Source organism: Mastigocladopsis repens PCC 10914 (assembly GCF_000315565.1).
Taxonomy (GTDB): Bacteria; Cyanobacteriota; Cyanobacteriia; order Cyanobacteriales; family Nostocaceae; genus Mastigocladopsis; species Mastigocladopsis repens.
In genome coordinates this window covers 4,502,144-4,526,742 of the sequence record NZ_JH992901.1, presented here as the reverse complement: position 1 = coordinate 4,526,742, position 24,599 = coordinate 4,502,144, and the positions used below count along the sequence as shown (strand labels likewise).

Here is a 24,599-nt window from a genome sequence, read left to right as displayed (position 1 = left end):
AATTTCTCAAGTTGAAACAGAGTAAAAATATAATTTTATATTTTGTAACATTAAGAAAAAATATTTAAGGTTTTTGATAATAATTAATTGCAGATTAACTGTCAAACAAATGTCTGATCCAAAGCCTGTAAGTCCTTGGAAATACAAACCGTGGTGGTGTCAGCCTTGGTCTATTCTTCTGACAGGAGTGACCCTGATTGGTGGTAGTTGGGTAATATTTAGGATAGCCTGGTTGACTATTCTTGTCTGTCTACCTGTATTGACATGGATGGGTTTCTTTTTAATAATTTGGCCTCAACTGGTTATCCGCAGTGGTGTTTTGGAGTCGCATCAGGATTAGCTTTAAATTAAAAGCCCGCATACGTGGGCTTTGTAGCCTACAGGAAGTAGCCCGGAGGGTGTCTATATTTGACCAAGAACGGAGTGTAGGGGAAAACAAAGGGTTTAGGGGGATAGGGGTGTAGGGGTGTAAGTGAAAAGAAAAATAATTTACGTAGAGCGCGTTTGTTTCCTTCTTCCCCCCTACACAGTGACTAGTGAACACTAAACAGTTATCAGTTTTTTTGTCCACTGTTTACTGTTCACTGGTCACTGGTCACTGGTCACTGTCAAAATCAATTCACGACTTGAGCGCCATGACTACGGGGGTCATCCTGACTAGTTGTTGATGTCACTGGTGCATTAAATTGGGAAACTCTCCCACTTGCTTGAGCATAAGGCAAAGGCGAACTAGCAACTAAGGCTTCTAGGTTACTTGTCATAATCGTGCGGGGTTGGTCACCAATTGCCTGGGCGACAGCTTCCCCATCCTTATTTAAATACACCAAGTGGGGAATACCATCCACTCGATATCTCAACATCTCTGGCAGCCACTTGGTATTATCCACATTCAGCATGACAAAATTCACCTTGTCAGCATACTGCTGTTCCAATTGTGCAATATCTGGTGCCATTTTCTGGCAGACAGTACACCAATCAGCATAAAACTCCATCAAGGATGGCTTACCATTGGTTAAAGCCACCTCTAAAGGTATAGACTGCTCACCTAACTGAGCAAGAGTTGCAGAGGTTGTTTGAGTTCGCAGTCCCAAAACTAGAGCAACGCTTAGGGCGATCGCTACAATTGCAATTAAGAAATTTCTCAAACGCACCCCAATGGAGGCTTTAAATTTTTCTGGAGAATGAACTGGAGAATGAACAGGTGAATCCGTACTCATAACAGATTTATTAAAACTTATTAAGTACTACCCTCTTCAGTTTAACCTCCTCCCTATCTCTGTTGCCGAGCACTTCAGAGCGCCGGAAGCCTCGCTCTGCCTGCCTCGTCTTAGTGGTTCGTAACACTACTCTAAAATAAGAATGTATCCCCAGAAGCTTGGGGAAGCCACTCAATAGAACTGTGAAAAAAAGAGTCACCCTTACTTTCCCCAAACGAGTCGTTCAAATGCCAGTTACCTACCGATTGGCAAGAGATTTCAACGTTGCTGCAAATATTATTCGCGCTCAGGTTGCCCCAAATCAAATTGGCAAACTAGTGGTGGAACTATCGGGAGATATTGATGAATTGGATGCAGCAATTGAGTGGATGCGATCGCAAAACATCACTGTCTCCCAAGCTTTAGGGGAAATCGTCATTGATGAAGACTTGTGCGTCCACTGTGGCTTGTGTACAGGGGTTTGCCCAACAGAAGCCCTCAACCTCGATTCCCAAAGTTATAAGCTGACATTTACGCGATCGCGCTGCATTGTTTGCGAACAGTGTATTCCCACCTGTCCTGTGCAGGCAATTTCCACTAATCTTTGAGGTGAGAGAAAACTGAGAGAGAATCAACACCCAGTTTTGTGGTTAGTTTTGTAAAAGTAACGAGCGCGGAGGGATTTGAACCCCCGACCAACAGAACCGGAATCTGTTGCTCTATCCACTGAGCTACGCGCCCTTAAAGCAGCAAAAACCAAAGGTTGCCACTTTTATAAATAATAGTATAGCCTTGATCTGCCTTAGACGGCAAACGCCACCTCAATACCACCACCCATACTTGGTTTTTGATGTCAGACCCGAAATACGGGGTTTGTAGCCGCTTGGCACAAATCATGGAAGACCTGTGCCATGATAGCGTCAATCAGTTTCGGTTTTACTATTGCGATCGCCTATGACCTGCCAAGCACTAGTAGCGGGACTTATTTAGCTACAAATCTAACTCCCAAACCACGCCGTCAACGCCACCGCCAATGCATCCGCTGCATCATTGGGATGAGGAATGTAGTCTAAATTCAACTCCCGCGCGACTGCTTGCTGAACTTCTTGTTTGTCAGCATTACCGTACCCTGTTAACGCTTGTTTAATTTGGGCAGGGGTAAACTCTACAATCGGTAAGTGATGCTGTGCTAAAACCAACATGACCACACCCCGCGCTTGAGCAATGAGGATAGTATTTGACATACGATAAAAGAAGAGCTTCTCAATTGCTGCCAACTCAGGTTTAAACTCTTCTACCAGGGTGTGCAAATCGTCGTATAACGTACACAGTCGCTGTCCGACTTCCGTGCCCGATGGCGTATTTATCACACCGAAATCTAATAGTTTTACTGAATCAGATTGCACCCTGTTTTGATTTTTTTGACATATAATCGCCCCAAACCCTAAAATTGCTAATCCCGGATCTATTCCTAAAATTCGCTTTTCCATTGACTTATTTGTTTGTGTTGACCACAAGGCGTAACATCTCGGCATACTGGCAACAGGACTTACGCACTTTTGGTCTAATGAGATTGAAAAGTGTAACAATTCCACACTTGGGTTTAAACCAGGTGGTGTACATTTTCTGTTAATCATTGTTAGTAGTACTGCTGTGGATCAGGTATGTCAATCGGTTTTCTCAGACAAGCCCTCAAAGCCCTGCAAAAGCAGTCACGGCGTCGCACCTCCCATCGAGTTAACCAGTGGTTCAAGTGGTTATCGCCTGGGCTATCGGTGAAACGATGGTTGCTTATCAGTGTCGGAGGTGTCATTTTAGCCAGTCTGGGACTGGCTATTTGGATTAGGCTAACGCCGATTTTTTGGGCGATTGAGTTTTTGAGGGGCATTCTGGGATTCATCACCGACATTGTACCGTACTACATCAGCGGACCATTGGTGATACTTTGCGGCTTGCTGTTGCTTCTATGGGGGCAAACTCGGACAGTAGGTTCAATTACTCAGGTACTCAGACCAGAAGGGGATGAGGAACTTATTGATGTCCTGCTGGCACATCGCCGATTGTATCGGGGACCGAAAATTGTCGCAATTGGCGGTGGTACAGGGCTTTCCACATTGCTTAGGGGATTGAAAGTTTATAGCGCCAAGATTACCGCCATTGTCACCGTAGCTGATGATGGTGGTTCTTCTGGACGGTTACGCCAGGAATTTGGCGTGCTACCACCTGGAGATATTCGCAACTGTTTAGCCGCACTGGCTGACGAAGAAAAGTTATTGACAGAACTGTTTCAGTACCGATTTAAGGCTGGGGATGGGTTGAGTGGTCACAGTTTTGGCAACTTATTTTTGACGGCGATGAGTGACATTACTGGCGATTTGGAAAGAGGTGTCGCCGCCAGTTCCAAAGTCCTAGCCATCCGGGGACAAGTTTTGCCAGCAACCTTGAGCGATGTGCGCCTCTGGGCTGAGTTAGACGATGGTCGCCGCATAGAAGGGGAATCTAAAATTACGGAAGCTGGTGGTACTATTGTCAAGATTGGCTGCATTCCAGAAAATCCCCCTGCCTTGCCAGCAGCTATCAAGGCTATTAAAGAAGCCGATTACATCATTATGGGTCCTGGCAGTCTTTACACCAGTGTCATTCCCAATTTGCTGGTACCAGAGATTGCCGATGCGATCGCCGCCTCGCAAGCACCGCGTATTTATGTATGCAACATCATGACACAACCTGGAGAAACTCAGGGATACACCGTTGCTGACCACATCAGGGCGATTGATGCTGCTTGCGGCAGACCGCTATTTAATGCTGTCCTGGTACACAAAAAATCTCCTACTGCTCACGCACTTATCCGCTATGCTCAACAACAGTCCCATCCTGTTTTCCTAGATCGAGAAGCCGTAGCGGGGCTGGGACGGCGAATTGTTCTGGCTAATGTGATGCATGAAGATGAAACAGGTTTTGTTCGCCACAACCCCCAACGACTGGCGCGAGTGTTGTGGCGATGGTACACTGGAGCGCATCATGGAAGGTGAGTTGTGGTTAGTAGATAGTGGGTAGTAGGTAGTGAAATAACCAACAACTAACAACTATCAAATGACCCATTTATGAAAATTTTTCTAGCAGATGCAGCAGCGACACGAAAGCTTGGAATCACTCTCGGTCAATCGCTGAATAAGGCAAGTGTCATTTTACTAGAAGGTGATTTAGGGGCTGGCAAAACCACTTTAGTGCAAGGTATTGGGGAAGGTTTGGGCATAACTGAATCAATTGTTAGCCCAACTTTCACTCTCGTTAACGAGTACACACAAGGACGCCTTCCCCTTTACCACCTTGATTTATATCGCTTGGACTCAAAAGAAGTCGCTGCTTTAAACCTAGAAACCTACTGGGAAGGTATTGAGGTCACACCAGGAATTGTTGCGATTGAATGGGCGGAACGAATGCCCTACAAGCCGGATCGTTATTTGAACGTGTGCTTGATTTATGGGGATGAAGGCTCTCGTCAAGCCGAAATTACTCCGCATAATTGTGACATAAGCGAAAAAATCGCTGCTCTGCAAATGTAATTCATTCCTTTCACCCTGGTGACATCTGCCACTACCACGTTCGTAGCTTGGATTAGTTAAAATTTTCATCTTGATTACACCCATGACTTCGAAAATTATTTGACAGGAGGTATTTCCAGCATTGATCAGCTGTTCCACGTCTTACTGGCACTTTTTGTAGGCTCAAGCCCTTACAATCAGGTTTTCTGAATGGAAAATGAGATAATCGACAGCTTATTTGCTAGACCCTTTAACTATGTAAGCAAATATCTACGTAAAATTGCATCTATATTGGACAAAGTCTGTATCAAATTAAAAACGTGTCGAGCAGAGAAATTATCTGCTGGACACGTTCAAAAGCTGATGCTTGTAACTGGGAAGCACCTAGGAGCGCTTCCCATAGGATGAATAACTTATAACTAATGACGAAAAGTTAAAGCTTGACCCCGCACCTGTGTATTTACCTTGCCTTTTTCATACACAATCTGACCGCCTACTATAGTGATTACAGGCCATCCAGTAAGGTTCCAGCCTTCAAAAGGACTCCAACCACACTTCGTCAACAATTCCTCACGTAACACAGGGTGAGAATTATTCAAATCTACAAGAACTAAATCGGCATCATAACCAGGAGCGATCGCCCCCTTATTTGGAATGCCATATGCTTTGGCTACAGCCTGTGACATCCATTGAGTCACTTGAGCAACGGTACACTGACCCTGCATTGCAGCTGTTAACATAATAGGTAGGGAAGTTTCTACTCCGGGCATCCCAGAAGGAGTGTTTGGGTATTGTTGAGCTTTCTCCTCTAAGGTGTGTGGGGCGTGATCTGTGGCAATGAAATCAATCACTCCATCACGCAAAGCTTGCCAAAGGACTTCGTTATCGTGAGGCGATCGCAAAGGTGGATTCATCTGCGCCAAAGTGCCAATCTTTGCATAAGCACTGGTATTGAGAAATAAATGCTGGGGCGTCACCTCTGCTGTGACCCAACTTGGTTTATCCTGACGCAGTAACTCTGCTTCTTCTGCCGTTGACATATGCAGAATATGCAAACGACGTTGATATTTTTTAGAAAGTCTTAATGCCTGTTGAGTTGCCAAGAGCGCTGCTTGATTATCTTGGATTTGGGAATGAACTGCAGGATCAGTAATCCCAGCAAATTCCTTGCGTCGTTGGTTGATTCTATCTTGGTCTTCAGCATGAACGGCAATTAAGCGATCGCCTTGGGCAAATATAGCCTCGAGTGCGGTTTCTTGGTCAACCAGCAACTGTCCATGCATTGAACCCATGAAAATTTTGATTCCTGGCGTCGGCTTTGCCAAAAGTAAATCAGGCAGGTTGTCTGCTGTTGCCCCGATAAAAAAGCCATAATTAACCAAGCTCTTTTGTGAAGCTCGTTGTAGCTTGTCATTTAGAGCTTGCTGGGTCGTGGTTAAGGGACGTGTATTCGGCATTTCCAAAAAGGAGGTGACTCCCCCTTTGGCACACGCGCAACTAGCGGTAAATAAGTCTTCCTTGTGTTCCAGTCCTGGTTCCCGGAAGTGTACCTGCGGATCAATCACTCCTGGCAACAAAGTTAACCCTTCTGCGTCAATTTCTGTGGTAGGCGTTGCAGCAGAAATTTCTGGTGCGACTTCGACTATTGTGTGATCGCGCGTCAGCACATCCCCAACAAGCGATTCACCGTTGGGTAAAATTATGCGAGCGCGACGAATCAGCAAACTCGTAGGAGATGACATGGGGGCAACTGCGTTAAAACAAGAGCTGAGTTTAACAGATAACGAGTCCTATAAGTTAAACTTAGTTGGACTCTTAACGGGGTTTTTGTGTTATTTTTTACCTAAAACTTGATTCTTCTTAATGAACGAAAAAGCCTGTCAAGATGACTACATAACCTCAACAGCTAATTTGTAAAGTTAAGATAAATAGATACAGCATCCCTGCTGGGGCAAGTGAATCACCTGCATCTCAAGCCATTACTTTTGTAATTTCATGCAAAATCAAGTGTCTGATAACAACTCTAGCCGCCCACAACCCAATAACTCTTGGCTCGCAGAACTCAGTAGGACGATTGTATTAAGTATTGTCCTAGCCTTGGGAATTCGCACCTTTGTTGCTGAAGCTCGTTGGATTCCCTCTGGTTCAATGGAACCAACCCTGCATGGTTCTCCAAACCAGTGGGAGGCAGACAAAATTATTGTCGATAAATTGAGTTATAAATTTTCTAACCCGCAGCGAGGCAATATTGTAGTATTTTCCCCTACAGAAGAATTACAAAAAGAACAATACCAAGATGCCTTTATTAAGCGTGTCATTGGCTTACCTGGAGAAAAGGTACAACTCAAGGATGGAAAAGTTTATATCAATAACAAACCTCTACAGGAAGACAAGTACCTAAGCGCTGAACAGCGTACAATCATCGATGTTTGCACATCAGGTCAGCAACCACCTTTCCTATCCCAACCTGTCACCATACCGCCCAACTCATACCTAGTGTTAGGAGATAACCGTAACAGTAGCTATGATAGCCGCTGCTGGGGTGTTGTTCCGCGTGAGAATATTATCGGTCGTGCCATAGTTCGCTTCTGGCCATTGAATCACCTTGGTGGAATTGATAAGTCGCCACTGTATCCATAATTAAAGAATATAAAGAATATCTATCTCATACCTAGTGTTAGGCGATAACCGTAACAGTAGCTATGATAGCCGCTGCTGGGGCGTTGTCCCGCGCAAGAACATTATCAGGCGTGCCGTAATTCGCTTTTGGCCGCTTAATCAAGTTGGAGGAATAGATAAATCACCACTGTATCGGTAGTAATGGTGTTCTTATAAGACCATTATTTTGGTTTTGTAAAACACTTTATACCCTTATAACCACATTAGCCTCTAGAGCGGGTGGCAAGCAGGTTAAACACCTACTGCATCAAGGATTTAGCCCAATCCACCTCTCAAAAAAGTATGTCTTATTGACATTGTTGATTGACAATAAAATCACTGTCCTCCCTGAGGGGGACTCGCACCTTGGAACTCTTGCACCGGATGACTTATTTGGTATTACGGTACAAGCCAGATGATGGCATATCTATTGTCAATATACCTGTCAATAAGCAGAACTGGCTGTTGAGTAAAAACAAATACAATCAAGCTTTGTGATTGATAGTTTGTCCCTCATACTGCAAGTAATAACGAAGAGAAAACTCAAAAAATATAACTTTAACTAGAAAGTCTTAAAAGACTCGAAAACAGAACGTTTCTAGGTTCAAATGAAAAAATTTAGGACTCAAAACTTGTGTGAGTTACATCCTATATTTTTCTATTGCATAGCATAATAGATAATGTGAATGATCTGCTAGACCCTTTACGATCGCTTAAGGAAGGTCGCTGGTTCAAGCTCATTTGTGGAGCCAGCTACCAACATCTGCCTGCAGTCAGAACTTTAACATTAGCCTACACCTTGGCTGGTGCTGACTGCATAGATGTTGCCGCCGATCCATCTGTAATTGCCGCAGTCCAAGAAGCGCTGCAAGTTGCCTCTGAGTTGGCAAAGGTTGCTGGGCAGCGAGGTTTTGGGTGGGGCAGAAAATCGCCTTTTTTGATGGTTAGCCTTAACGATGGAGAAGACCCTCATTTTCGCAAAGCTGAATTTAATTCTACAGAATGCCCCATAGATTGTGATAAACCATGCCAAAAAATTTGTCCAGCGCAAGCAATTGTTTTTAAGAGTATAAAAAACGACTTTTCGGGAATTCTATCACAAAAGTGCTACGGCTGTGGTCGTTGCATACCAATTTGTCCATATGATATAATTTATACAAGATCATATGTATCAACGCCGGGAGCGATCGCACCATTGATCCTGTCATCTGGGGTGGATGCCGTAGAAATCCATACAAATGTTGGGCGTTTGGCAGAATTTCAAAGATTGTGGCAAGCAATTTTACCATGGGTTGAGCGTTTGAAGTTAGTTGCCATCAGCTGTCCAGATGGAGACGGTCTGGTTGACTACCTTCATGCCCTTCATAACGTGATAGCCCCCTTACCGTGTGCCTTAATTTGGCAAACTGACGGTCGTCCCATGAGTGGTGATATTGGCGATGGTACTACTCTCGCCGCCGTCAAATTAGGGCAAAAAGTCTTGGCAGCTAAATTACCGGGATATGTGCAGTTAGCAGGTGGAACCAACAACTACACTGTTGCCAAGTTAAAGGCAATGGGCCTTCTTAGGAGAGAGGGAGTGGGGGAGTGGAGGCATGGAGGAGCGGAGGATTCTTCTTTCCCATCTTCCCAACCCCCTCTCCCCCCCTCCTCCATTGCCGGTGTTGCTTACGGTAGTTACGCCCGGGTACTACTGTCACCGATTCTCGAGCAGTTAGAAGCAAGGGAGGTGAAAAATACCAGTGTCAAACCAACTGTCAGCCTAGAAGAAGAACCAGAATTACTCTGGCAAGCTGTAGGGCTTGCCCATTCTCTCGTTTCCCAGCTCAAGTCACAGCAGTAGGGAACTACTGTGTTTCCTACAATCGCGTTCCGGACATTTTCCAAGGGCGGGAATTCCCCCCACGGAGGTGTTCTCCCTATCTCTAAAAAACGTCACCATAGAAAGCATGACGATTACAGACGATCTCCAAAAGTTGTTAGATATTTTGCCCCAAGACCTGCGGCAAATACTAGAAAAGCATCCGCAGCGAGATAGCCTAGTAGAAGTGGTCTTGGATTTGGGTCGTCGCCCAGAGGCTCGCTTTCCTAATCAAGCAGAGTATCTGAGCGAAACACCCGTTACGCAAGAACAGATAGATGATTGCATTAAGAGAGTGGGAACCTTTGGCGGAGATAATCGGGCAGGAATTGAGCAAACGCTGCACAGGATCAGTGCCATCCGCAACCGTAGCGGTAAAATTATTGGCTTAACGTGTCGTGTCGGTCGGGCAATATTCGGCACAATTGGCATGATCCGCGATTTGGTGGAAACAGGAAAATCGATTCTCATGCTGGGGCGTCCGGGTGTAGGCAAAACGACTGCATTACGGGAAATTGCCCGCGTTTTGGCGGATGAACTTAATAAGCGAGTGGTCATAATCGACACCTCCAACGAAATCGCAGGAGATGGTGACGTTGCCCACCCCGCCATTGGGCGCTCACGGCGAATGCAAGTGGCTCATCCCGATTTGCAGCATCAAGTGATGATTGAGGCAGTGGAAAACCATATGCCAGAAGTCATCGTCATTGATGAAATTGGTACAGAACTAGAAGCCTTGGCAGCTCGTACAATTGCCGAACGAGGTGTCCAGTTGGTAGGTACTGCCCATGGGAACCAGATTGAAAACCTCATAAAAAACCCCACACTTGCCGATTTAGTTGGTGGTATCCAAGCTGTGACGTTGGGAGACGATGAAGCCAGACGACGGGGGTCTCAAAAGACCGTTTTGGAACGCAAAGCCCCTCCCACTTTCGAGATTGCTGTAGAAATGTCAGAACGGCAGCGCTGGGTCGTCCACGAAAGCGTTGCTGACACAGTGGATAATCTCCTACGGGGACGCCAGCCAAGCCCACAAGTCAGGACTATCGATGACAATGGCAAGGTGAATATTACCCGCCATCTCGTCGCCATCAACGGTCGTGGCGGACAAACACTCGGTGGAGAGGAATCTTTTGTTCCACCAGCACGACAGGCTAACGGCTGGCGTGCAAGTGGACAAATGGTACCCCTACCGTCACTACCTACTGAAGCCCAAAAGGTTTCTGGACGCAGTGAGTTTGACCGCTTGTTGGATGAATCCTTAAATGACTATGATGGCTTTGATTTTGCCAACACTAAACAGGCAGGACCTAATGGCGAAGATTTGCCACTGCACGTATACCCTTATGGCGTCAGCCGCAGCCAATTGGAGCAGGTCGTTGAGGTGCTTTCTTTACCAGTCGTCTTGACAAAAGATATCGATAGTGCTGATGCAATATTGGCACTGCGATCGCACGTCAAAAACCATGCCAAATTACGGCAAATGGCTAGAGCACGTCAAGTCCCGATCCACATGATCAAATCTAGCACCCTACCACAGATTACCCGTGGGTTGCGGCGGTTGCTGAACATCGACGACCCAGATGTAGGCGACGATCGCGAAATGCAACTGTTTCTTCACAGCGCCAGTGATGATGAGATGGACGCTCTTGAAGAAGCAAGACTTGCTGTAGAGCAAATCGTGATTCCCAAAGGACAGCCAGTCGAATTATTGCCCCGTTCTCCACAAGTGCGGAAAATGCAGCACGAGTTGGTAGAACACTATCGCCTGAAGTCCCATAGCTTTGGGGAAGAACCAAATCGGCGTCTGCGGATTTATCCGGCGTAAAAGGTAACAGGTGATAGGTTACAGTTTCTCCATTTCCTGTAACCTGTCACCTGTACCTCTAAAATCTGTGTTTGTGCTTAATTTGAAATCACACAAAAAGAAAAATTTAGTATTTCTTGCCTGCCTGCGCCGGATAATCGGGTTGGGCACCAGCACTTGTTTTAATAGTGTCTGGGTACAGCTTGCCGAAGTCTTTTACAGCTTCTGCTGATTCTCCTGCAATTTTTTGAAGTCTTTCACCAGGAGCATCTTCTGTTTCACGAGCTTCCTTATTCCATTCTCCTGTTGTTTTCGGTCTGTCGGAATCGCCTTGATGTACCGCTTGGTCAATCTTCTTGGTTAAGACTTTGCTACTACTCTCATTACTAACGCTTGTTGTCAACACAACAAAACCAACTAGGACAACAGCCAAAAAACGCTTTACCTGAAATTGGTTAAGTAGGGAATTGATGTGAGCGATCGCTCTAGAAATCAAATTTATCATGACAAGACTCCATGAGTTCATTCTCAAGACTTTTCACAGTTTTGGGGCTTCCACAGACTCGCCTCAATCATAGGTTTCCTCCTAAAAAGGAGTGAATAACCTATTTTGAAGAGTACTGAGATGCCCCGACTCTAAGTCAAGACTAGCTGTAAAAAGGTAGTCGTTCTTCTAGCAGAAGTCATAGTTTGGTTATAAACAACATAAGACTATGTGCGGATTTGCTGCGACGCCGCTAAGGTGCATATTTGAGCTTATGGTTGGAATATGCTGGTTTTTTCAAGATTTAGAGTGTTGGCTGTCTTGCAGCGCAGTAAGAAGAGGTATAGATGTCAATATAGATAAAATGAAGGAATATACAACTCACTAAACATTGCTGATGAGCAAGCCTGTATCTTTACAGACAGTCATTGAATATGTAGAGGCTCTTTCAACCGAAGAGCAAGATTTATTACTGGAACTGATTTATAAAAGACGCGTTGAACAACGGCGTAAATAAATTGCCACAAATGCAGCACAAACCCTGGAAGCAATGAGAACAGGTACGGCAAAACGTGGTACTGTTGCTAACCTACGGGCTGATTTGCTGAGTGACGAATGAGAGAGGTTGTCTTTTACCGTACAGATTTGGAACGCTGCCCTATTGAAGAATTTCTCGATTCTCTGTCTGGCAAACAAGCGCAAAAAGTACTATGGGTATTACGCCTGATTCAAGAACTTGATTCTGTTCCAAGTCAATATCTTAAAAAATTAGTGAATACAGATGATATCTGGGAAGTGAGAGTTCAACTAGGCAATAATACATTTCGTCTACTTGGCTTTTTTGAAGATGATAACTTGATTGTTTTAACAAACGGATTTGCTAAAAAGACACAAAAAACTCCTTCACTCGAGATTGAGTTAGCAGAACAGCGAAAAAGAGATTATTTAAGCAGGAAGCAAAATGATGAGTGATGTAGAGAAATACATTGCCAAACGCAAGCAAACCGATGCGGAGTTCGCGGAAGATTTTGAATCTGGATATTCCAGTTTTAAAATTGGGGTGCTACTGGCGCAAGCAAGAATTGAAGCGGGAATCACACAAGAAGAATTAGCACGTCGGTTAAATTTGCATGAATCTATAATCATCAGAATCGAAAACGATGGATCAGATGTTGGTATTTCTACTTTAGAAAGATATGCGAATGCCTTGGGGAAGAAACTTTATGTAGAAATTCAATAAGTGCGTAGACGCAAAGCAGCTATACATTACACTCTACAAGTCTTGACGCGATGGAAGATATCTCAACCCCACCTCGCCATTCGTTCCACATTCGCGGAAGATGTCCTTCTGGAGCATCTAGGTTGAAGTTGATTTGAGAATAATAAGACCATTCTCTAGAAGTCCAAGTAACTAAAAAAATCTGATGATGTCTTGTTGTTCGCCATCCTACACGTTCACCAAAACTAAACCAAGTTTCTTCATTAAATACACCTGGGTTCCCTCCAACACTCTGCCAAATATGCTTTTGCATACTAAAGCCGAAGTGTTCTTTGCTATACTTCGCCCAGAGAGTGTCCATGGTGCGTAAGTCTGTGCAGGGAAAACTTTCAATGTCTTCTTTTCTCAGCCAGCTTTCTTGTTCTTTCCCAGCCACTCTTAGCATAACTGTCAGAGTTTCCTGATCCGCTTCTTTCCACTGTCCTGCTTTTAGCAAATCTCGCAGCTGCGTGTAGTTTACACCGCGAGCGCTACTGAGGTTATCATCTAAATCATCTTGTTGATTTTGCGGGGTGTTTTGAGTTTCAATAACTTCTAGGTTTCTCAGTTCTTGGGTATTGGGGACTTCTTTCTTCGGTTCATAACTGACGTCATCGCTTTGACTTTGCGGGATCGCCTTCACTATTGGCTCTGGCTTCTTCCCAGTAATGCCCCACTCCAAATCGTACAACGCATTCTCATCATCAATTCCGTCAGAGAAACTTACCCATTTAAACTCTTTCAAAAAGAGTAGATCTTGGGGAAACTCGCTTACACCGGGAAGCAGGGCGGGTATTACAGAGATACCATTTTCTACACACCTTGTTGTCAGTGAACGTAATTCCATGATCTGCCACTTGCCTAATCCCTGTAAACCAAGAAATATGGCGGCAGATTTGGACAGTGGAATCGCCTGTTGAATTTCATCTTGAAATGAGCGTCCTGGTGGAATTTGCTCCTCGTCTAACCAAGGGTTTAAACCGCGCCGCTTGAGTTCATTTGCAATTGCTCTAACGAGAGGTTTATCCTGGCTGTTATGAGCTAGGAAGACATCGAATTGATGTTGAGCGTAGGACATCTAGAAGCTTCTCCTGTGTTATTCCTTCACACCAGCAATAATTGCCAGAGCATTGGCATATTGTTCCAAATCCCTTCTCAACGCTTCCAACTCATCCCGCAAATTCGCTTCCTCAGACCAATTGCGCTCATGCTCTTTAGGACTCAGGTGAGGAGGACGCTGTGCTTCCCATGTCTGCAACAGTGGATGCCACTTGGCAAGGATGGGGCGCAAACCATTATTCAACACCGCTATAGCAATACCTCCAACTGACTCGCGGGATGCACCAACATCTGGTCCAGCTTGTTTGAGGACTTCCCGTGTTATGCCAAACAGACTGTATAAAGATGTCAGCGCCTCACGCAACAGTCCTTCGTCAATTTCCAAAGGTTGAACAGCAATACGGGTAACAAGTTCAACATACAACGACCATGCAGCCCGACGCTCCGTTGGATCGGCTTCCCATTCAGCAGAACCGATGCCAAAGGGAAGGCTGACAGAGACTTTTTTAAACTTGGCGGGGTCTATTTTAGGCATGAGTTTGTTGTCACTAGTATAGAGTCGCAGCTTTTAGGTCTTAACAACCGTCCACCTAGCATACTTGAGCGGTTGTAGGAAAATCTGTAATTTAGTTTAATAATTTAATAGTTACATACAGCCTGCTAGCGGTGAATTCCGAGTGAGTACCAACAAAGCACCACGCTCAGGCGAATAGAGTTTGCTTTATCTAAATCCTCTATCCCCAATTGGGTAACGTATGCCAATGACGTATTCAATAATATAATTTGTGAGAAATGCGGGTTTAGCGCTAAAGCGCTTACTACAAAACACGTCTAACCCTCAATTATTTCTTGACAGAGATTTACTATATTCTTTCTGTTTTATCTTCTATCTATAGGAATATCATTATAAGTAGATTTATAAACTAGCTAGGGATAGATACCTAAAACCAAAGAGAGAGTAGATAATACCATTGTTTGTAGTTACACCTATTACTTAAAAATAGACTACTCTGGGATGTGCAAACCTTAAGTTGCGTAAAATTTTTCATCCTCATATGGTAAATACTCCTCCATCGCTGTTTTCCGAAGATCAATACAAGGTAGAAGACGCAGAGGCAGAAGTAGCTGCCATTATAGAAACTCCACCATCAGAGACAGAGATTGATCTAGAGTTTCTCTACACCAGAGATATTGAATTTCGTCAGGAAACGATTTACTTTATTGTTGTGGATCGCTTTCATGATGGCGATCGCTCAAACAGCGAAGGTGAAAATGCAGAGCTGTATGACCCCACAAAACAAGATTGGGGTAAGTACTGGGGCGGAGATTTGCAAGGTGTCATCGATAAGTTAGACTATCTCAAAAGCATGGGAGTGACGGCGATTTGGTTAACTCCTTTGTTTGAGCAAGTTGAAGATTTGTTTGTTGGCAATGCAGCAATGCATGGCTATTGGACGAAGGACTTTAAGCGGATTAATCCTCGCTTCATTGCAACAGGAGAAGAGCCTTCGTTAAACAAAACCCAAGAAACAAGAAATACAACTTTTGATAGGCTCATTGCGGAACTGCACGATCGCAAGATGAAGCTGGTGCTGGATATTGTCTGCAACCATAGCTCCCCTGATATTAGTGGTACTAAAGGTGAATTATACGACGATGGAGTGAAAATTGCTGACTTTAATGATGATGAGCAGCACTGGTATCACCATTATGGCGAAGTGCAGGACTGGGAAAACGAATGGCAAGTGCAAAACTGTGAACTCTCCGGTCTTGCAACGTTTAACGAAAACAATATTGAATATCGTAATTATATCAAGTCGGCAATTAAGCAATGGCTAGACCGGGGTGTGGATGCACTGCGGGTAGACACTGTTAAGCATATGCCCATCTGGTTTTGGCAAGAATTCACCGGTGATATGTACAATCACAAACCAGATGTGTTTATTTTTGGTGAATGGATTTTCAGCCATCCCTATGACGATCGCTCTGTAGAATTTGCCAATAATTCTGGCATGACGATGTTAGACTTTGGGCTGTGCGTAGCCATTAGGGAAGCTTTAGCACAAGGTGCAGAAGGTGGATTTCATCTGATTCAAGAGATTTTTGACCAAGATTATCGCTACAACGGAGCCACAGAGTTAATTACTTTTCTTGACAACCACGATATGCCCCGTTTCCAATCGCTGAACTCTGATCCAGCGATACTGAAAGTGGCAATGACCCTGATTATGACTTCTCGCGGTATTCCTTGCATCTATTATGGGACGGAACAATATCTCCACGATGACACTAATGGTGGAAATGACCCATACAACCGTCCCATGATGGAAAATTGGGATACGGATAGTGAAATTTATCGTTACATGAGGCTACTTTCTGGCTTACGGCGACTCAATCCAGCGATTTCGATGGGTAGCCAATGGCAAAAATACATTACGCCCGATGTTTACGGCTACGTACGTCGCTATCGGGACTCGTTGTGCTTTGTTTTACTCAACAGGGGCGAAGCAGTCACTATACCAGAAGTCGAAACAGAACTACCTGAAGGGGAACACACCTGTGTCATGACTCGCAACAAGTATGAAGTGAAAGATGGTAAAATTTATGACTTGCAACTCGAAGAGCGAGGCGTGATTGTCTTAAGCCGAGTTGGAGAACGAGTGAAAGGGCAAACAATTGTGCGAGTTCAACTTAATGGTGTACAAACTCAACCAGGTGAAATTATTGTCGTCACTGGGGACTGTCCGGAACTGGGCAATTGGGATATAGCCAAAGCATACCCTCTGGAGTATATTAACACGAATACGTGGTTTGCTGAAATTCCCTTTAACGAAAGTGCTGGCAAGCTCATTAGTTATAAATACGCTATGTTGCGAGAAGGGCGATCGCCCCTGCGAGAAAATCTCATGAATCGTCGCTGGGTAATTGCCAAAGAAGGGACTGTGAAATGGCGTGATACTTGGGCACCCGGACGCGAATCTTAACAGTTAACAGTTAACAGTTAACAGTTAACAGTTATCAGTTATTAATTAACTGATAACCGCTCCCAAACTATCTTGCAGTTTTGCCACCATCTCAGCACGCGCTGAAACTCCCAGCTTACGGAACATACGTTTTAGCGCTTGTTTGACAGAATTTTGTGTGATCCAAAGTTTTTCGCCAATTTCCCCATTGGTTAACCCTTGTGCGACTAACTCAGCAATTTCTAACTCACGGGGAGTCAGACGACTTGCTAACAGGGAGTGCGATGTGTTTGGTTTCGCCCGTAGGGTGGCAAGTTTTGCTGAAACATGAAGGCATAAAGCACTCATATCAGCGAGATCGTTCACGTTAAAAGCAGCAGTCCCACTCACGCGAGCGAGGTTAAGCGTTCCTACAAGACGACCATCACAGACAATGGGTCCGCTCATCACATGTTCATGGTCATGGCGTGAGCAAAAATGCTTCCAGTCTCCTGTTGGTAACACCAATTGCTCGTGAGCAGGAGCATGACGTTCAACCACGTAGCGTCCAACCGGGTTACTTTCCATACATACACCTGGAACAGCCTGAACATCTACCTCTGGTGGAAACGGCTCACCCAGCAGATGGATACCCCAACGCTGCACGCCAAAATACTCTGCCACTGTATCTATCAGAGCTAGTCGTAGTTCTTGCTCATTGCTGACAGAAGCTATTTCATGAAATACAGTTTGAAGAGAATGAGACATACCATAGGTGTACCCACTTGGGGTCTATGCGAAAGTTCATAATTACTTCTATGCTAATAGCAGCAAAGGTAAAAAGCTAACATAACAGGTGACAATAGGAGAAACAATGACAGCAACACAAGTTTCTGCCCAAGAACTTTTTCGTGCTGCTTACGAAAACCGTTACACTTGGGAGAAAAACTTCCCTGGTTACACCGCAGATGTCACCTATAAGCAGGATGAGCAGGTGTTTACAGGCAAAATTCGCGTCAACGCCAATCTCAAGGCGGAAGTTTTTGAGGTAGAAGACGAGCAAGCGAAGCAGTTCATTAACAATCAAGCATGGGAGATTGCGATTCACCGCATCCGTCGCTCTTTTGAAGAAACCCATGGCGCAAATACATTTCGCTATGGTGCAACTGACGAAACTGGTGCTGTTGAGATTCTTTTAGGCGGTAAGTCCGAAGGCGATCGCTACAAAGTTCGTAACAATGAAGTGAGCCACGTCCACCGTCATATCCACAATGTGGTTGTGACGATTGACACCTTCAGCAGCCACGATACAGGCGAAGGCTACCTGTCTCATCAATATGACTCCGTATACCACGACCCAAAAACGGCTGAACAAAAAGGCGGAAGAAGCGAATTTACAGATGAGTACGAAAAGGTTGGTGATTACTTTATCCTAAATCGCCGAGAGATTCGCACCGAGACAGAAGGACAAACATCAATTCAGGAAATTATCTTTTCCAACATTCAGTTGTTGGAGCCTGTTGCTGCCTAAGTTTTGTAATAGGGCTAATATATGCAAATATTTGTATATATTAGCCTGTATTTTTAGAGTCTTATTTTGTTACCAAGTTGTCAGGAAATTCTACTTGGTTTTGTATAAGCAATCGAAATATACTATTCTAGTATTTATTTACTTCTTCTGCTGTTTCTGACTTCTGTCGCACGACAGATAATTGGGGCAGAAACAATCACCAGAGCAATCAAAGCGAGATTACTGAACATTGTTTAACCTCTCTTTCTTAAGTTCTTCTCTGTATTGGACTACAGAGAGTTCCTCTACAGTTCCGGAAATGTCTGGTGTTTAGGACACTTTTCAAAGCTTCACATTTAAATTTAGCTTTTGGGCATCTTTTCTCCTTAAAGCCCAATACAGTTGCTGATAAGAGCAAAACCGTTATCAGGACGGCAATATCCAGACGCGCTGTTTGAAGCGTCTGGGCATATCTCCGAATCTGACTAAAAATCGATAACTGAACCGTATTGCCTGAAAGCCAGCCAATGAAATCACGCTGCTAAAGAAGGAAGGCTAAAGGGGAGCTAAATACTGTGAACAAGCGTTTGATATTTGTTTCTCCTCTCGCCACTTTTGTCAAGATGTTTTTTCAACAATTTACCCAAAACAGAGATACCTTGCTCGATGTCCTGTGGTGAGTTGGCAAAAGTTAGTCGCATCGCTGGATAACCCTGTTTATCGGGGAAAAATGCGGAACCACAGAATATCAGTACATTTTCCGACAAGGCTTCCTTAGTCATTGCTTGAATAGGAATATCGGCTGGTAATTGCACCCAAAGAAATAACCCTCCTTTGGGAATTGTCCACTTTGCTTCTGCGGGAAAATAACGCTCCATCGCTTGCACCATAATATTGCGACTTTGGATATTTTCCGCTCGCAGTTGGCTGAGGTGACGACGGTAATGTCCTGATGCAAGGAATTCACTCACTATTGCTTGAGAAACCGTGGATACATGAATGTCATGAACTAATTTCCGCTCCAAAATTGCTTGATAATGCTTGCCTGTCACCACCATATAGCCCACTCTTAACCCAGGCATCAAAGTTTTAGTAAAAGTACCGACGTATGTCACAAATTCGTGTTTATCTAAAGCTTTAATTGGCGCTGGTACAGGCTCAAAATTCAATCCTTCATAAGCATTATCTTCCAAAATCGGACATTCATATTGTTCGGCTAATGCCAGCAATTTTTGGCGATGTGTCTGAGTGGTCGTCAAACCGGTAGGATTGTGTAGGGTACTGATGGTGTAGATTAATTTCGGGCGATGGCTCTTGAGGTATTGCTCTAACAATTCCAGATTCATCCCCTCGGGTTTCATGGGAATACCGATGATTTTGGCTCCTAAGTTTTCTAAGATGGCGATCGCACCATAATAGGTGGGAGCTTCTACAATCACCCAATCTCCGGGTTGCACAAAATGAGACATTGCCAATGACAAAGCTTGCTCAGAGCCATTGGTAATAATTAAATCCTCAGGTGATACATCCAGTCCCTGATGTACCAACATTTGAGCAATTTGTCTGCGTAGTATTAACTGTCCTTGTGGCAAGTCGTATTTACATAATACATCTACCTGCTTGAGCGCTCGTTTGGAAATTTGCATTATATTTTTCGGTGGACAAGGAAAGCCAAAACTCAAATCAATCATTCCAGGTTGAGCTTGTGCTTGCACTCTCGCCACATGCATATCAAAAAAAGAATTGCCTCCTGGCTCTTTTATGATGACCTCTTGCTCTGGGGCAAATGTTGGTTTCAGGTTCGCAGAAACCAGAGGCTGAGTGTTTACGAAATAACCAGAACCTTGACGAGCACAAATCACTCCATCTGCTTCTAAAACGTTGTATGCCTCAATAATGGTTAGTTTATTAACTTGCAAATTTTCTGCCAAAGAGCGGATTGAGGGGAGGCGATCGCCTTGTTGCAGTGCGCCGGATTTAATCAGACAACTAATGCGATCGCGTATCTGCAAATAAATAGGCTTAGGTGACTGCCGATCTAAAAAAATCTTCATTTTGGCGCACTCACTTATGACGACAACAGCACTATTACTGGCAATATAAGCGATTTTTCACGGTTGTGCATGGTACAGTTGGGCGAATTTTGACTAGAACAGTTGTCAAGGTGCATAACTGTTCTAGTACAAATCTGCAAAAACTGTACCTTCTCACTCTTAAATTCCTGAGCGAAGGTAAAAGTAATAGTTCTCTCTTCATGCAGGTAATTTGTTATGCAAATATTTAATACTTCAAAACAACTTTTGTTGCCCTTGAAAAAAGTTTGGGAACATGTTGTGATATGGCTGGTTAGCAGTTCTGAACTGCAAGTATGGCAGGAATCAGACCGTCATGGTCGTATTTTTTCTTGGCGTGCTTACGACCCCCTCACAGGACGATCTGCTTGTTTTGGTTCTGAGGAAGAAATGCGAATTTGGATTGAGGAATGTTACTACAGGTAACAGCGATCGCCAATCAATCCGCAGTTTTTTCCCTCAACTTGTGGACATTCTGCTCCCAATTAACGCCATCAAAATTCACAATTTCAAATCGCGAAATGACATCGCCATCAAGACAGCGGACATTGACATCAATGCAGTCAGGATGACTGCGCGGAATGTAAAAAGAGTGAATTCCACAAATGCTGCAAAATTTATGCTTTGCGACTCCTGTGTTAAATGTGTAGCTAGTTAGCTTATCCTCGCCGTGCAGCAAAGTAAACTTATCTTGCGGCACAATTAAATGTAAAAAGCCTTTCATTTTGCAAATTGAGCAGTTGCACTCATCAGCTTTGTGGTTGTCAACTACCACTTGAAAGCGCACTGCACCGCAGTGACACCCGCCTTCATAAGTCACAGATTCATTGATACTTGCTGTCATGTCAATTCAGTGAGAATTTGGGTTAGCGTTTCTCCAACTTAACAACTCGCCCCTCTAATTGATTGACTTGCTGCTTAAGTTCTATCACCAGAGTTGCAAGCCTATCAAACATCTTCTCTCGTTCTTGCTGTGACACGTTTCTTCCAGAACGCGAAGACGGTGGTGATGTCGCTGGTGCGTTAGAGGGTGCGCGACCGGTTTGACCCAGTTGCGCCTCAATGCGGCTTACTCGAGATTCCAAACGATTAAAGTCCGCTTCTAGGTTGTAGAAGCGGGATTCTATTTGCTGAGACAAGGCGGTGTTTGAAAACACCCCACCCCAAAGCATAATCACCAAAAACAGGGCTAACGCCACCAGCCCAATACGTTTCATCGCTTTGCTCCAACTATGAAATTAGGCTTAGTAGGGCGTCTACGCTCATTTGGTGCATGAAGGATAGTCTGGATAAAGATTTGTCAATCAATTTCAAGCTTCGTAATACACAATTTTGACATAGACGCGCTACTAGCGTAAGTTTGATTGCAGTTGAGAAAATAATCTTTGCCAGTCAATAGAACTAGCGGTCTTTTCTCCCTCTTTTACCTCAAACGTGACGTGACACGCTTTAGTTTGTTGTAGCGCTTCTACACATAGTTGAGCGACATCCTCACGGCTGATTTTTCCCCTAATATTATCGCCTTGCTCAACAATAAACTCCTTGCCTCCTGGTTCCTCAGTGAGCGCACATGGTCTAATAATCGTGTAAGGGATTCCACTTTCTCTTAAACTCTCTTCTCCCTTCAATTTCCACGTTAGAATTCCTCCCAATTGGTCATTTAATCTGACTGCTGGCGGTTCTTCATCTAAGTTAATTCCGGGGCGTCCGGGACGAGTCACACCCGCTGAACTCACTAAGATAAACTGTGGAAAATTTGCTCCACCATAAGCTTTTATTGATTCCACCTGCAAAGCAAAACCACCAGGAGAAAATTTTGGATTTAATTCGCCGTCATATTCAAACTTGCTCAACATAAGTTGAAATGAGCAAATTTTGCTAGCATCAATTGGCGAGCCATCTTTTAATGTTTTGGCACGAAATACCGGAATCATATCGGCAAAGGGAACGCGGACATCTATCCAGGTATTAGCCTCCGTGTCAAAAGAAAAACTGTAGGCAACACCATCCCATTGTGCCTCTGTACGCAGGAGGAATTTATAACGCTTACCGTCACCTTTCAAACGCAATTCCACGCCTTCATAAGAGGATAAGTTGAAAGGAGGAGTGAAATTTTTTGTTCTTACAGAAGCAAATCCCCCAGAGTTTGCGGTTGAGACATGACCAGCAAACAAAGCTGTCTCTTCCACCAATTGAATATGACTTTGACTCACGCCACCCATCACGACATCATCCACCGCACCCCAGGTATTCTTTAATTCTGTTGATGGTTTTGTGAAATCAAATAAGAATTTTTCCCCTGGTTTGGGCAAATATTTCACAGCAGCTTCTACCAAGTTTTTCACCCCCTGGTATTCCACATTTTCAGGGGTGTCGCCAACAATTTCTGGCTGGTAAAATTTGATGCCTTGATTGTATTTGTCGCGTTCTGGGGTATCTCCTTCTACTGGTTGCACGCGCACAGCCGTGCAGCATATCACAGCTTGTATATCAGCCATGACGAGAGAAGTCAGAGTTTCAGGCTTGGTAATATCCGCACCGACTAATTCAACGTCATTGCCAAGAATTGACCGTGCTTTGTCGATGTCTCGCACAAGTGCGCGCACTTTATAACTTTGTTCCAGTAGTCGTCTGACCACTCGCTTACCGACTCCACCCGTTGCACCTACTACTAGTATTACACCCACTTGTCTTGCTCCATTAGATATATCGCTGCTACTCTGAGAACGACCTTGGATAAAATCCTGTATCCAGTTGAGAAAAGGAATGACCTCAAAATAGGTGAGGGTTTGGATGAATCTCCCTAAATCCCATTGAGAGCGATTTTTGTTAGTCACGATTCATTACACCTTGTCTTCTCGAATTACTTTGTTTGGAAGCAACTTCGTATGAAGTGCTAGGGGAAAATTTGAGAAAGAAGAGTTTAGGCTTTATCTAATGATGCTACAGTTTCAACCCCCAGGCTTTGGGCAAAAAGTTATTAATACTTCCCTAGGGTTTATGGTTTACTATACCCAAACGACTGAACCTTGGTTGATTGCTAAGACAGAAAATTTACCTCCCCTCGTCTTCCTCCATAACTTTGGTGGTGGGGCTTCTGCTTATGAATGGTCTAAAGTTTATCCTGCTTTTGCCGCTACGTACCAGGTATTAGCCCCGGACTTAATCGGTTGGGGTGAATCTACACATCCCGTGCGAGAATACCAAATTAACGATTATTTAACGACTATTGCAGAGTTTATCAGACATACTTGTCGCCCACCTGTAACGGTGGTTGCGTCTTCATTAACTGCTGGTTTGATTATTCGCCTCGCCATTGCCCACCCTTTTTTATTCCAAGGGCTATTTCTGGTGTGTCCCTCAGGATTTGATGACTTTGGGCAAGGTGTTGGACGCAGACTTCCTCTTCAGGTTATCAACACACCCCTGTTGGATAATCTAATTTATACTTTAGGCGCTGAAAATGAACTGGCGGTACGCAACTTTTTGCAAAGTTTTCTGTTTGCCAAACCAGAACGAGTTTCTGAGGAAATGGTACAGGCTTACTTAGCCTCTGCACAACAGCCCAATGCTAAATTTGCCGCCTTAGCATTTTTGCGAGGTGACCTTTACTTTGACTTGAGTTTGTATATTCAACAACTAACAATTCCTACGGTAATATTTTGGGGTGAGGAAGCACAGTTTACCAGTGTTAAGCTAGGACAGCGTTTGATAAAGTTGAATTCTAGTGCAATTCGGCATTTTCATATAATTCCAGGTGCAGGAGTTCTCCCCCATTTGGAAAAACCAGAGGTCGTGATTGGTTTGTTACAACAGTATTTACACGGTAATACTTAAGTAATGTTAACAATCGCAACTCTATCTAATCACTCTAGTTTTTTACGTGAATTCACGGTAAAAGGAAGAACGTAAAAATTCCTAATTAACTGACTTTGGTCAACTGCTTAATTCCTCTACTTGATAAACATCTAGACCTGTTAGCTTACGTTTTAAATGCTGCAGGTGTACATATCACACAAAACAAAAAGCCTCTTTCTGGGTTGGAGAAAGAGGCTTTTTGCTTAAAAATAAACCTGGCACCGAGCTATTGTAGCAGGCAGCAACCCGCCAACTATCGTCGCCACAGCAGCGTTTCACAACTGAGTTCGGGATGGGGTCAGAGTGGTTCCACTGCGCCATAGGCACCAGGAAAGACAGTGGTCAGTGA

General features: G+C 44.1%; 24 protein-coding genes, 1 tRNA gene, 1 rRNA gene and 1 pseudogene. 14 read left to right on the top strand and 13 right to left on the bottom strand.

Translation table 11 applies throughout. The features are described 5' to 3' along the window. The first annotated feature begins 109 nt into the window (after positions 1-109). Positions 110-340, top strand: coding sequence for a DUF6737 family protein (locus MAS10914_RS33115; protein WP_071599847.1), 231 nt, complete (start codon positions 110-112; stop codon positions 338-340). A gap of 274 nt (positions 341-614) precedes the next feature. Here the strand turns inward: MAS10914_RS33115 and MAS10914_RS0122150 are convergent, their stop codons facing one another. Then, the gene (locus tag MAS10914_RS0122150) at positions 615-1,217 is read right to left on the bottom strand and encodes a thioredoxin family protein (protein WP_017318135.1); all 603 of its coding nucleotides are present in this window, start codon (positions 1,215-1,217) and stop codon (positions 615-617) included. Between the two features lie 182 nt (positions 1,218-1,399). Here MAS10914_RS0122150 and MAS10914_RS0122145 point away from each other — a divergent pair, with 182 nt between their 5' ends. Then, positions 1,400-1,804 carry an NIL domain-containing protein gene (locus tag MAS10914_RS0122145; RefSeq protein WP_026082736.1) on the top strand — a complete coding sequence of 135 codons (405 nt, stop codon included), beginning with the start codon at positions 1,400-1,402 and terminating at the stop codon, positions 1,802-1,804. 60 nt (positions 1,805-1,864) lie between these two features. On the opposite strand, the gene MAS10914_RS0122140 is transcribed toward MAS10914_RS0122145, so the two are convergent. Both MAS10914_RS0122140 and ruvC read right to left on the bottom strand, forming a co-directional pair. Then, positions 1,865-1,937 (bottom strand) — tRNA-Arg (locus tag MAS10914_RS0122140). A gap of 257 nt (positions 1,938-2,194) precedes the next feature. Beyond that, on the bottom strand, positions 2,195-2,686 hold the full coding sequence (ruvC, locus tag MAS10914_RS0122135) for a crossover junction endodeoxyribonuclease RuvC (protein ID WP_017318133.1): 492 nt from the start codon (positions 2,684-2,686) through the stop codon (positions 2,195-2,197). 174 nt (positions 2,687-2,860) lie between these two features. Here ruvC and MAS10914_RS0122130 point away from each other — a divergent pair, with 174 nt between their 5' ends. Next, on the top strand, positions 2,861-4,228 hold the full coding sequence (locus MAS10914_RS0122130; RefSeq protein WP_017318132.1) for a gluconeogenesis factor YvcK family protein: 1,368 nt from the start codon (positions 2,861-2,863) through the stop codon (positions 4,226-4,228). A 72-nt stretch (positions 4,229-4,300) separates the two neighbouring features. Further along, positions 4,301-4,762 carry a bifunctional alanine racemase/tRNA (adenosine(37)-N6)-threonylcarbamoyltransferase complex ATPase subunit type 1 TsaE gene (locus MAS10914_RS0122125; protein WP_017318131.1) on the top strand — a complete coding sequence of 154 codons (462 nt, stop codon included), beginning with the start codon at positions 4,301-4,303 and terminating at the stop codon, positions 4,760-4,762. Between the two features lie 398 nt (positions 4,763-5,160). On the opposite strand, the gene MAS10914_RS0122115 is transcribed toward MAS10914_RS0122125, so the two are convergent. After that, on the bottom strand, positions 5,161-6,483 hold the full coding sequence (locus MAS10914_RS0122115) for a dihydroorotase (protein WP_017318129.1): 1,323 nt from the start codon (positions 6,481-6,483) through the stop codon (positions 5,161-5,163). Positions 6,484-6,736: 253 nt separating this feature from the next. Here MAS10914_RS0122115 and lepB point away from each other — a divergent pair, with 253 nt between their 5' ends. The 4 genes and pseudogenes from lepB to MAS10914_RS0122095 all read left to right on the top strand — a co-directional run bounded on the left by lepB (position 6,737) and on the right by MAS10914_RS0122095 (position 11,088). After that, the gene (gene lepB / locus MAS10914_RS0122105) at positions 6,737-7,381 is read left to right on the top strand and encodes a signal peptidase I (protein WP_017318127.1); all 645 of its coding nucleotides are present in this window, start codon (positions 6,737-6,739) and stop codon (positions 7,379-7,381) included. A gap of 25 nt (positions 7,382-7,406) precedes the next feature. Next, positions 7,407-7,559 (top strand): annotated as a pseudogene (locus MAS10914_RS35805) (S26 family signal peptidase); the annotation flags it as partial. 522 nt (positions 7,560-8,081) lie between these two features. Beyond that, positions 8,082-9,242 carry a circadian clock protein LdpA gene (gene ldpA, locus MAS10914_RS0122100; RefSeq protein ID WP_017318126.1) on the top strand — a complete coding sequence of 387 codons (1,161 nt, stop codon included), beginning with the start codon at positions 8,082-8,084 and terminating at the stop codon, positions 9,240-9,242. Positions 9,243-9,348: 106 nt separating this feature from the next. Next, positions 9,349-11,088 (top strand): R3H domain-containing nucleic acid-binding protein, encoded by a 1,740-nt coding sequence (locus MAS10914_RS0122095; protein WP_017318125.1) that lies wholly within the window; start codon positions 9,349-9,351, stop codon positions 11,086-11,088. Between the two features lie 106 nt (positions 11,089-11,194). Here the strand turns inward: MAS10914_RS0122095 and MAS10914_RS30790 are convergent, their stop codons facing one another. Further along, positions 11,195-11,572: a hypothetical protein gene (locus MAS10914_RS30790; RefSeq protein WP_017318124.1), complete on the bottom strand. Its 378-nt coding sequence runs from the start codon at positions 11,570-11,572 to the stop codon at positions 11,195-11,197. Between the two features lie 594 nt (positions 11,573-12,166). Between MAS10914_RS30790 and MAS10914_RS0122080 the strand changes: the two genes are divergently transcribed. Together MAS10914_RS0122080 and MAS10914_RS0122075 are read left to right on the top strand one after the other, a co-directional pair. Next, entirely contained in the window at positions 12,167-12,523 is a 357-nt protein-coding gene (locus tag MAS10914_RS0122080; protein ID WP_017318122.1) for a type II toxin-antitoxin system RelE/ParE family toxin, read from the top strand. Further along, positions 12,513-12,791, top strand: coding sequence for a helix-turn-helix domain-containing protein (locus MAS10914_RS0122075; protein WP_198014995.1), 279 nt, complete (start codon positions 12,513-12,515; stop codon positions 12,789-12,791). Before MAS10914_RS0122080 ends, MAS10914_RS0122075 begins: the two co-directional genes overlap by 11 nt. Positions 12,792-12,810: 19 nt before the next feature. Here MAS10914_RS0122075 and MAS10914_RS0122070 read toward each other — a convergent pair whose 3' ends face one another. After that, positions 12,811-13,887, bottom strand: coding sequence for a GUN4 domain-containing protein (locus tag MAS10914_RS0122070; protein ID WP_017318120.1), 1,077 nt, complete (start codon positions 13,885-13,887; stop codon positions 12,811-12,813). Positions 13,888-13,905: 18 nt separating this feature from the next. After that, on the bottom strand, positions 13,906-14,403 hold the full coding sequence (locus MAS10914_RS0122065; protein WP_017318119.1) for a hypothetical protein: 498 nt from the start codon (positions 14,401-14,403) through the stop codon (positions 13,906-13,908). Positions 14,404-14,923: 520 nt separating this feature from the next. On the opposite strand from MAS10914_RS0122065, the gene MAS10914_RS0122060 reads away from it, so the two are divergent. Continuing rightward, positions 14,924-16,852: an alpha-amylase family glycosyl hydrolase gene (locus tag MAS10914_RS0122060; protein ID WP_017318118.1), complete on the top strand. Its 1,929-nt coding sequence runs from the start codon at positions 14,924-14,926 to the stop codon at positions 16,850-16,852. A 45-nt stretch (positions 16,853-16,897) separates the two neighbouring features. Here the strand turns inward: MAS10914_RS0122060 and MAS10914_RS0122055 are convergent, their stop codons facing one another. Then, positions 16,898-17,578, bottom strand: coding sequence for a helix-turn-helix transcriptional regulator (locus tag MAS10914_RS0122055; protein WP_017318117.1), 681 nt, complete (start codon positions 17,576-17,578; stop codon positions 16,898-16,900). Between the two features lie 106 nt (positions 17,579-17,684). Here MAS10914_RS0122055 and MAS10914_RS0122050 point away from each other — a divergent pair, with 106 nt between their 5' ends. Beyond that, positions 17,685-18,341: a DUF3386 domain-containing protein gene (locus MAS10914_RS0122050; RefSeq protein ID WP_017318116.1), complete on the top strand. Its 657-nt coding sequence runs from the start codon at positions 17,685-17,687 to the stop codon at positions 18,339-18,341. A 545-nt stretch (positions 18,342-18,886) separates the two neighbouring features. Here MAS10914_RS0122050 and MAS10914_RS0122045 read toward each other — a convergent pair. Next, positions 18,887-20,374: an aminotransferase-like domain-containing protein gene (locus MAS10914_RS0122045; RefSeq protein WP_017318115.1), complete on the bottom strand. Its 1,488-nt coding sequence runs from the start codon at positions 20,372-20,374 to the stop codon at positions 18,887-18,889. Positions 20,375-20,590: 216 nt separating this feature from the next. Here MAS10914_RS0122045 and MAS10914_RS0122040 point away from each other — a divergent pair, with 216 nt between their 5' ends. Next, a complete protein-coding gene (locus tag MAS10914_RS0122040; protein ID WP_017318114.1) occupies positions 20,591-20,818 on the top strand; it encodes a hypothetical protein in 228 nt (75 codons plus the stop codon). Positions 20,819-20,831: 13 nt separating this feature from the next. On the opposite strand, the gene MAS10914_RS0122035 is transcribed toward MAS10914_RS0122040, so the two are convergent. The 3 genes from MAS10914_RS0122035 to MAS10914_RS0122025 form a co-directional block, all read right to left on the bottom strand. Continuing rightward, positions 20,832-21,236 carry a GFA family protein gene (locus MAS10914_RS0122035; protein WP_017318113.1) on the bottom strand — a complete coding sequence of 135 codons (405 nt, stop codon included), beginning with the start codon at positions 21,234-21,236 and terminating at the stop codon, positions 20,832-20,834. Between the two features lie 22 nt (positions 21,237-21,258). Next, positions 21,259-21,609 (bottom strand): hypothetical protein, encoded by a 351-nt coding sequence (locus MAS10914_RS0122030; RefSeq protein WP_017318112.1) that lies wholly within the window; start codon positions 21,607-21,609, stop codon positions 21,259-21,261. Between the two features lie 132 nt (positions 21,610-21,741). After that, positions 21,742-23,229: a CIA30 family protein gene (locus MAS10914_RS0122025; protein ID WP_017318111.1), complete on the bottom strand. Its 1,488-nt coding sequence runs from the start codon at positions 23,227-23,229 to the stop codon at positions 21,742-21,744. A gap of 103 nt (positions 23,230-23,332) precedes the next feature. Here MAS10914_RS0122025 and MAS10914_RS0122020 point away from each other — a divergent pair, with 103 nt between their 5' ends. Then, entirely contained in the window at positions 23,333-24,229 is an 897-nt protein-coding gene (locus MAS10914_RS0122020) for an alpha/beta fold hydrolase (RefSeq protein ID WP_026082734.1), read from the top strand. A 234-nt stretch (positions 24,230-24,463) separates the two neighbouring features. On the opposite strand, the gene rrf is transcribed toward MAS10914_RS0122020, so the two are convergent. Beyond that, a 5S ribosomal RNA gene (rrf, locus tag MAS10914_RS0122015) occupies positions 24,464-24,581 on the bottom strand. Between the last annotated feature and the right edge of the window lie 18 nt (positions 24,582-24,599).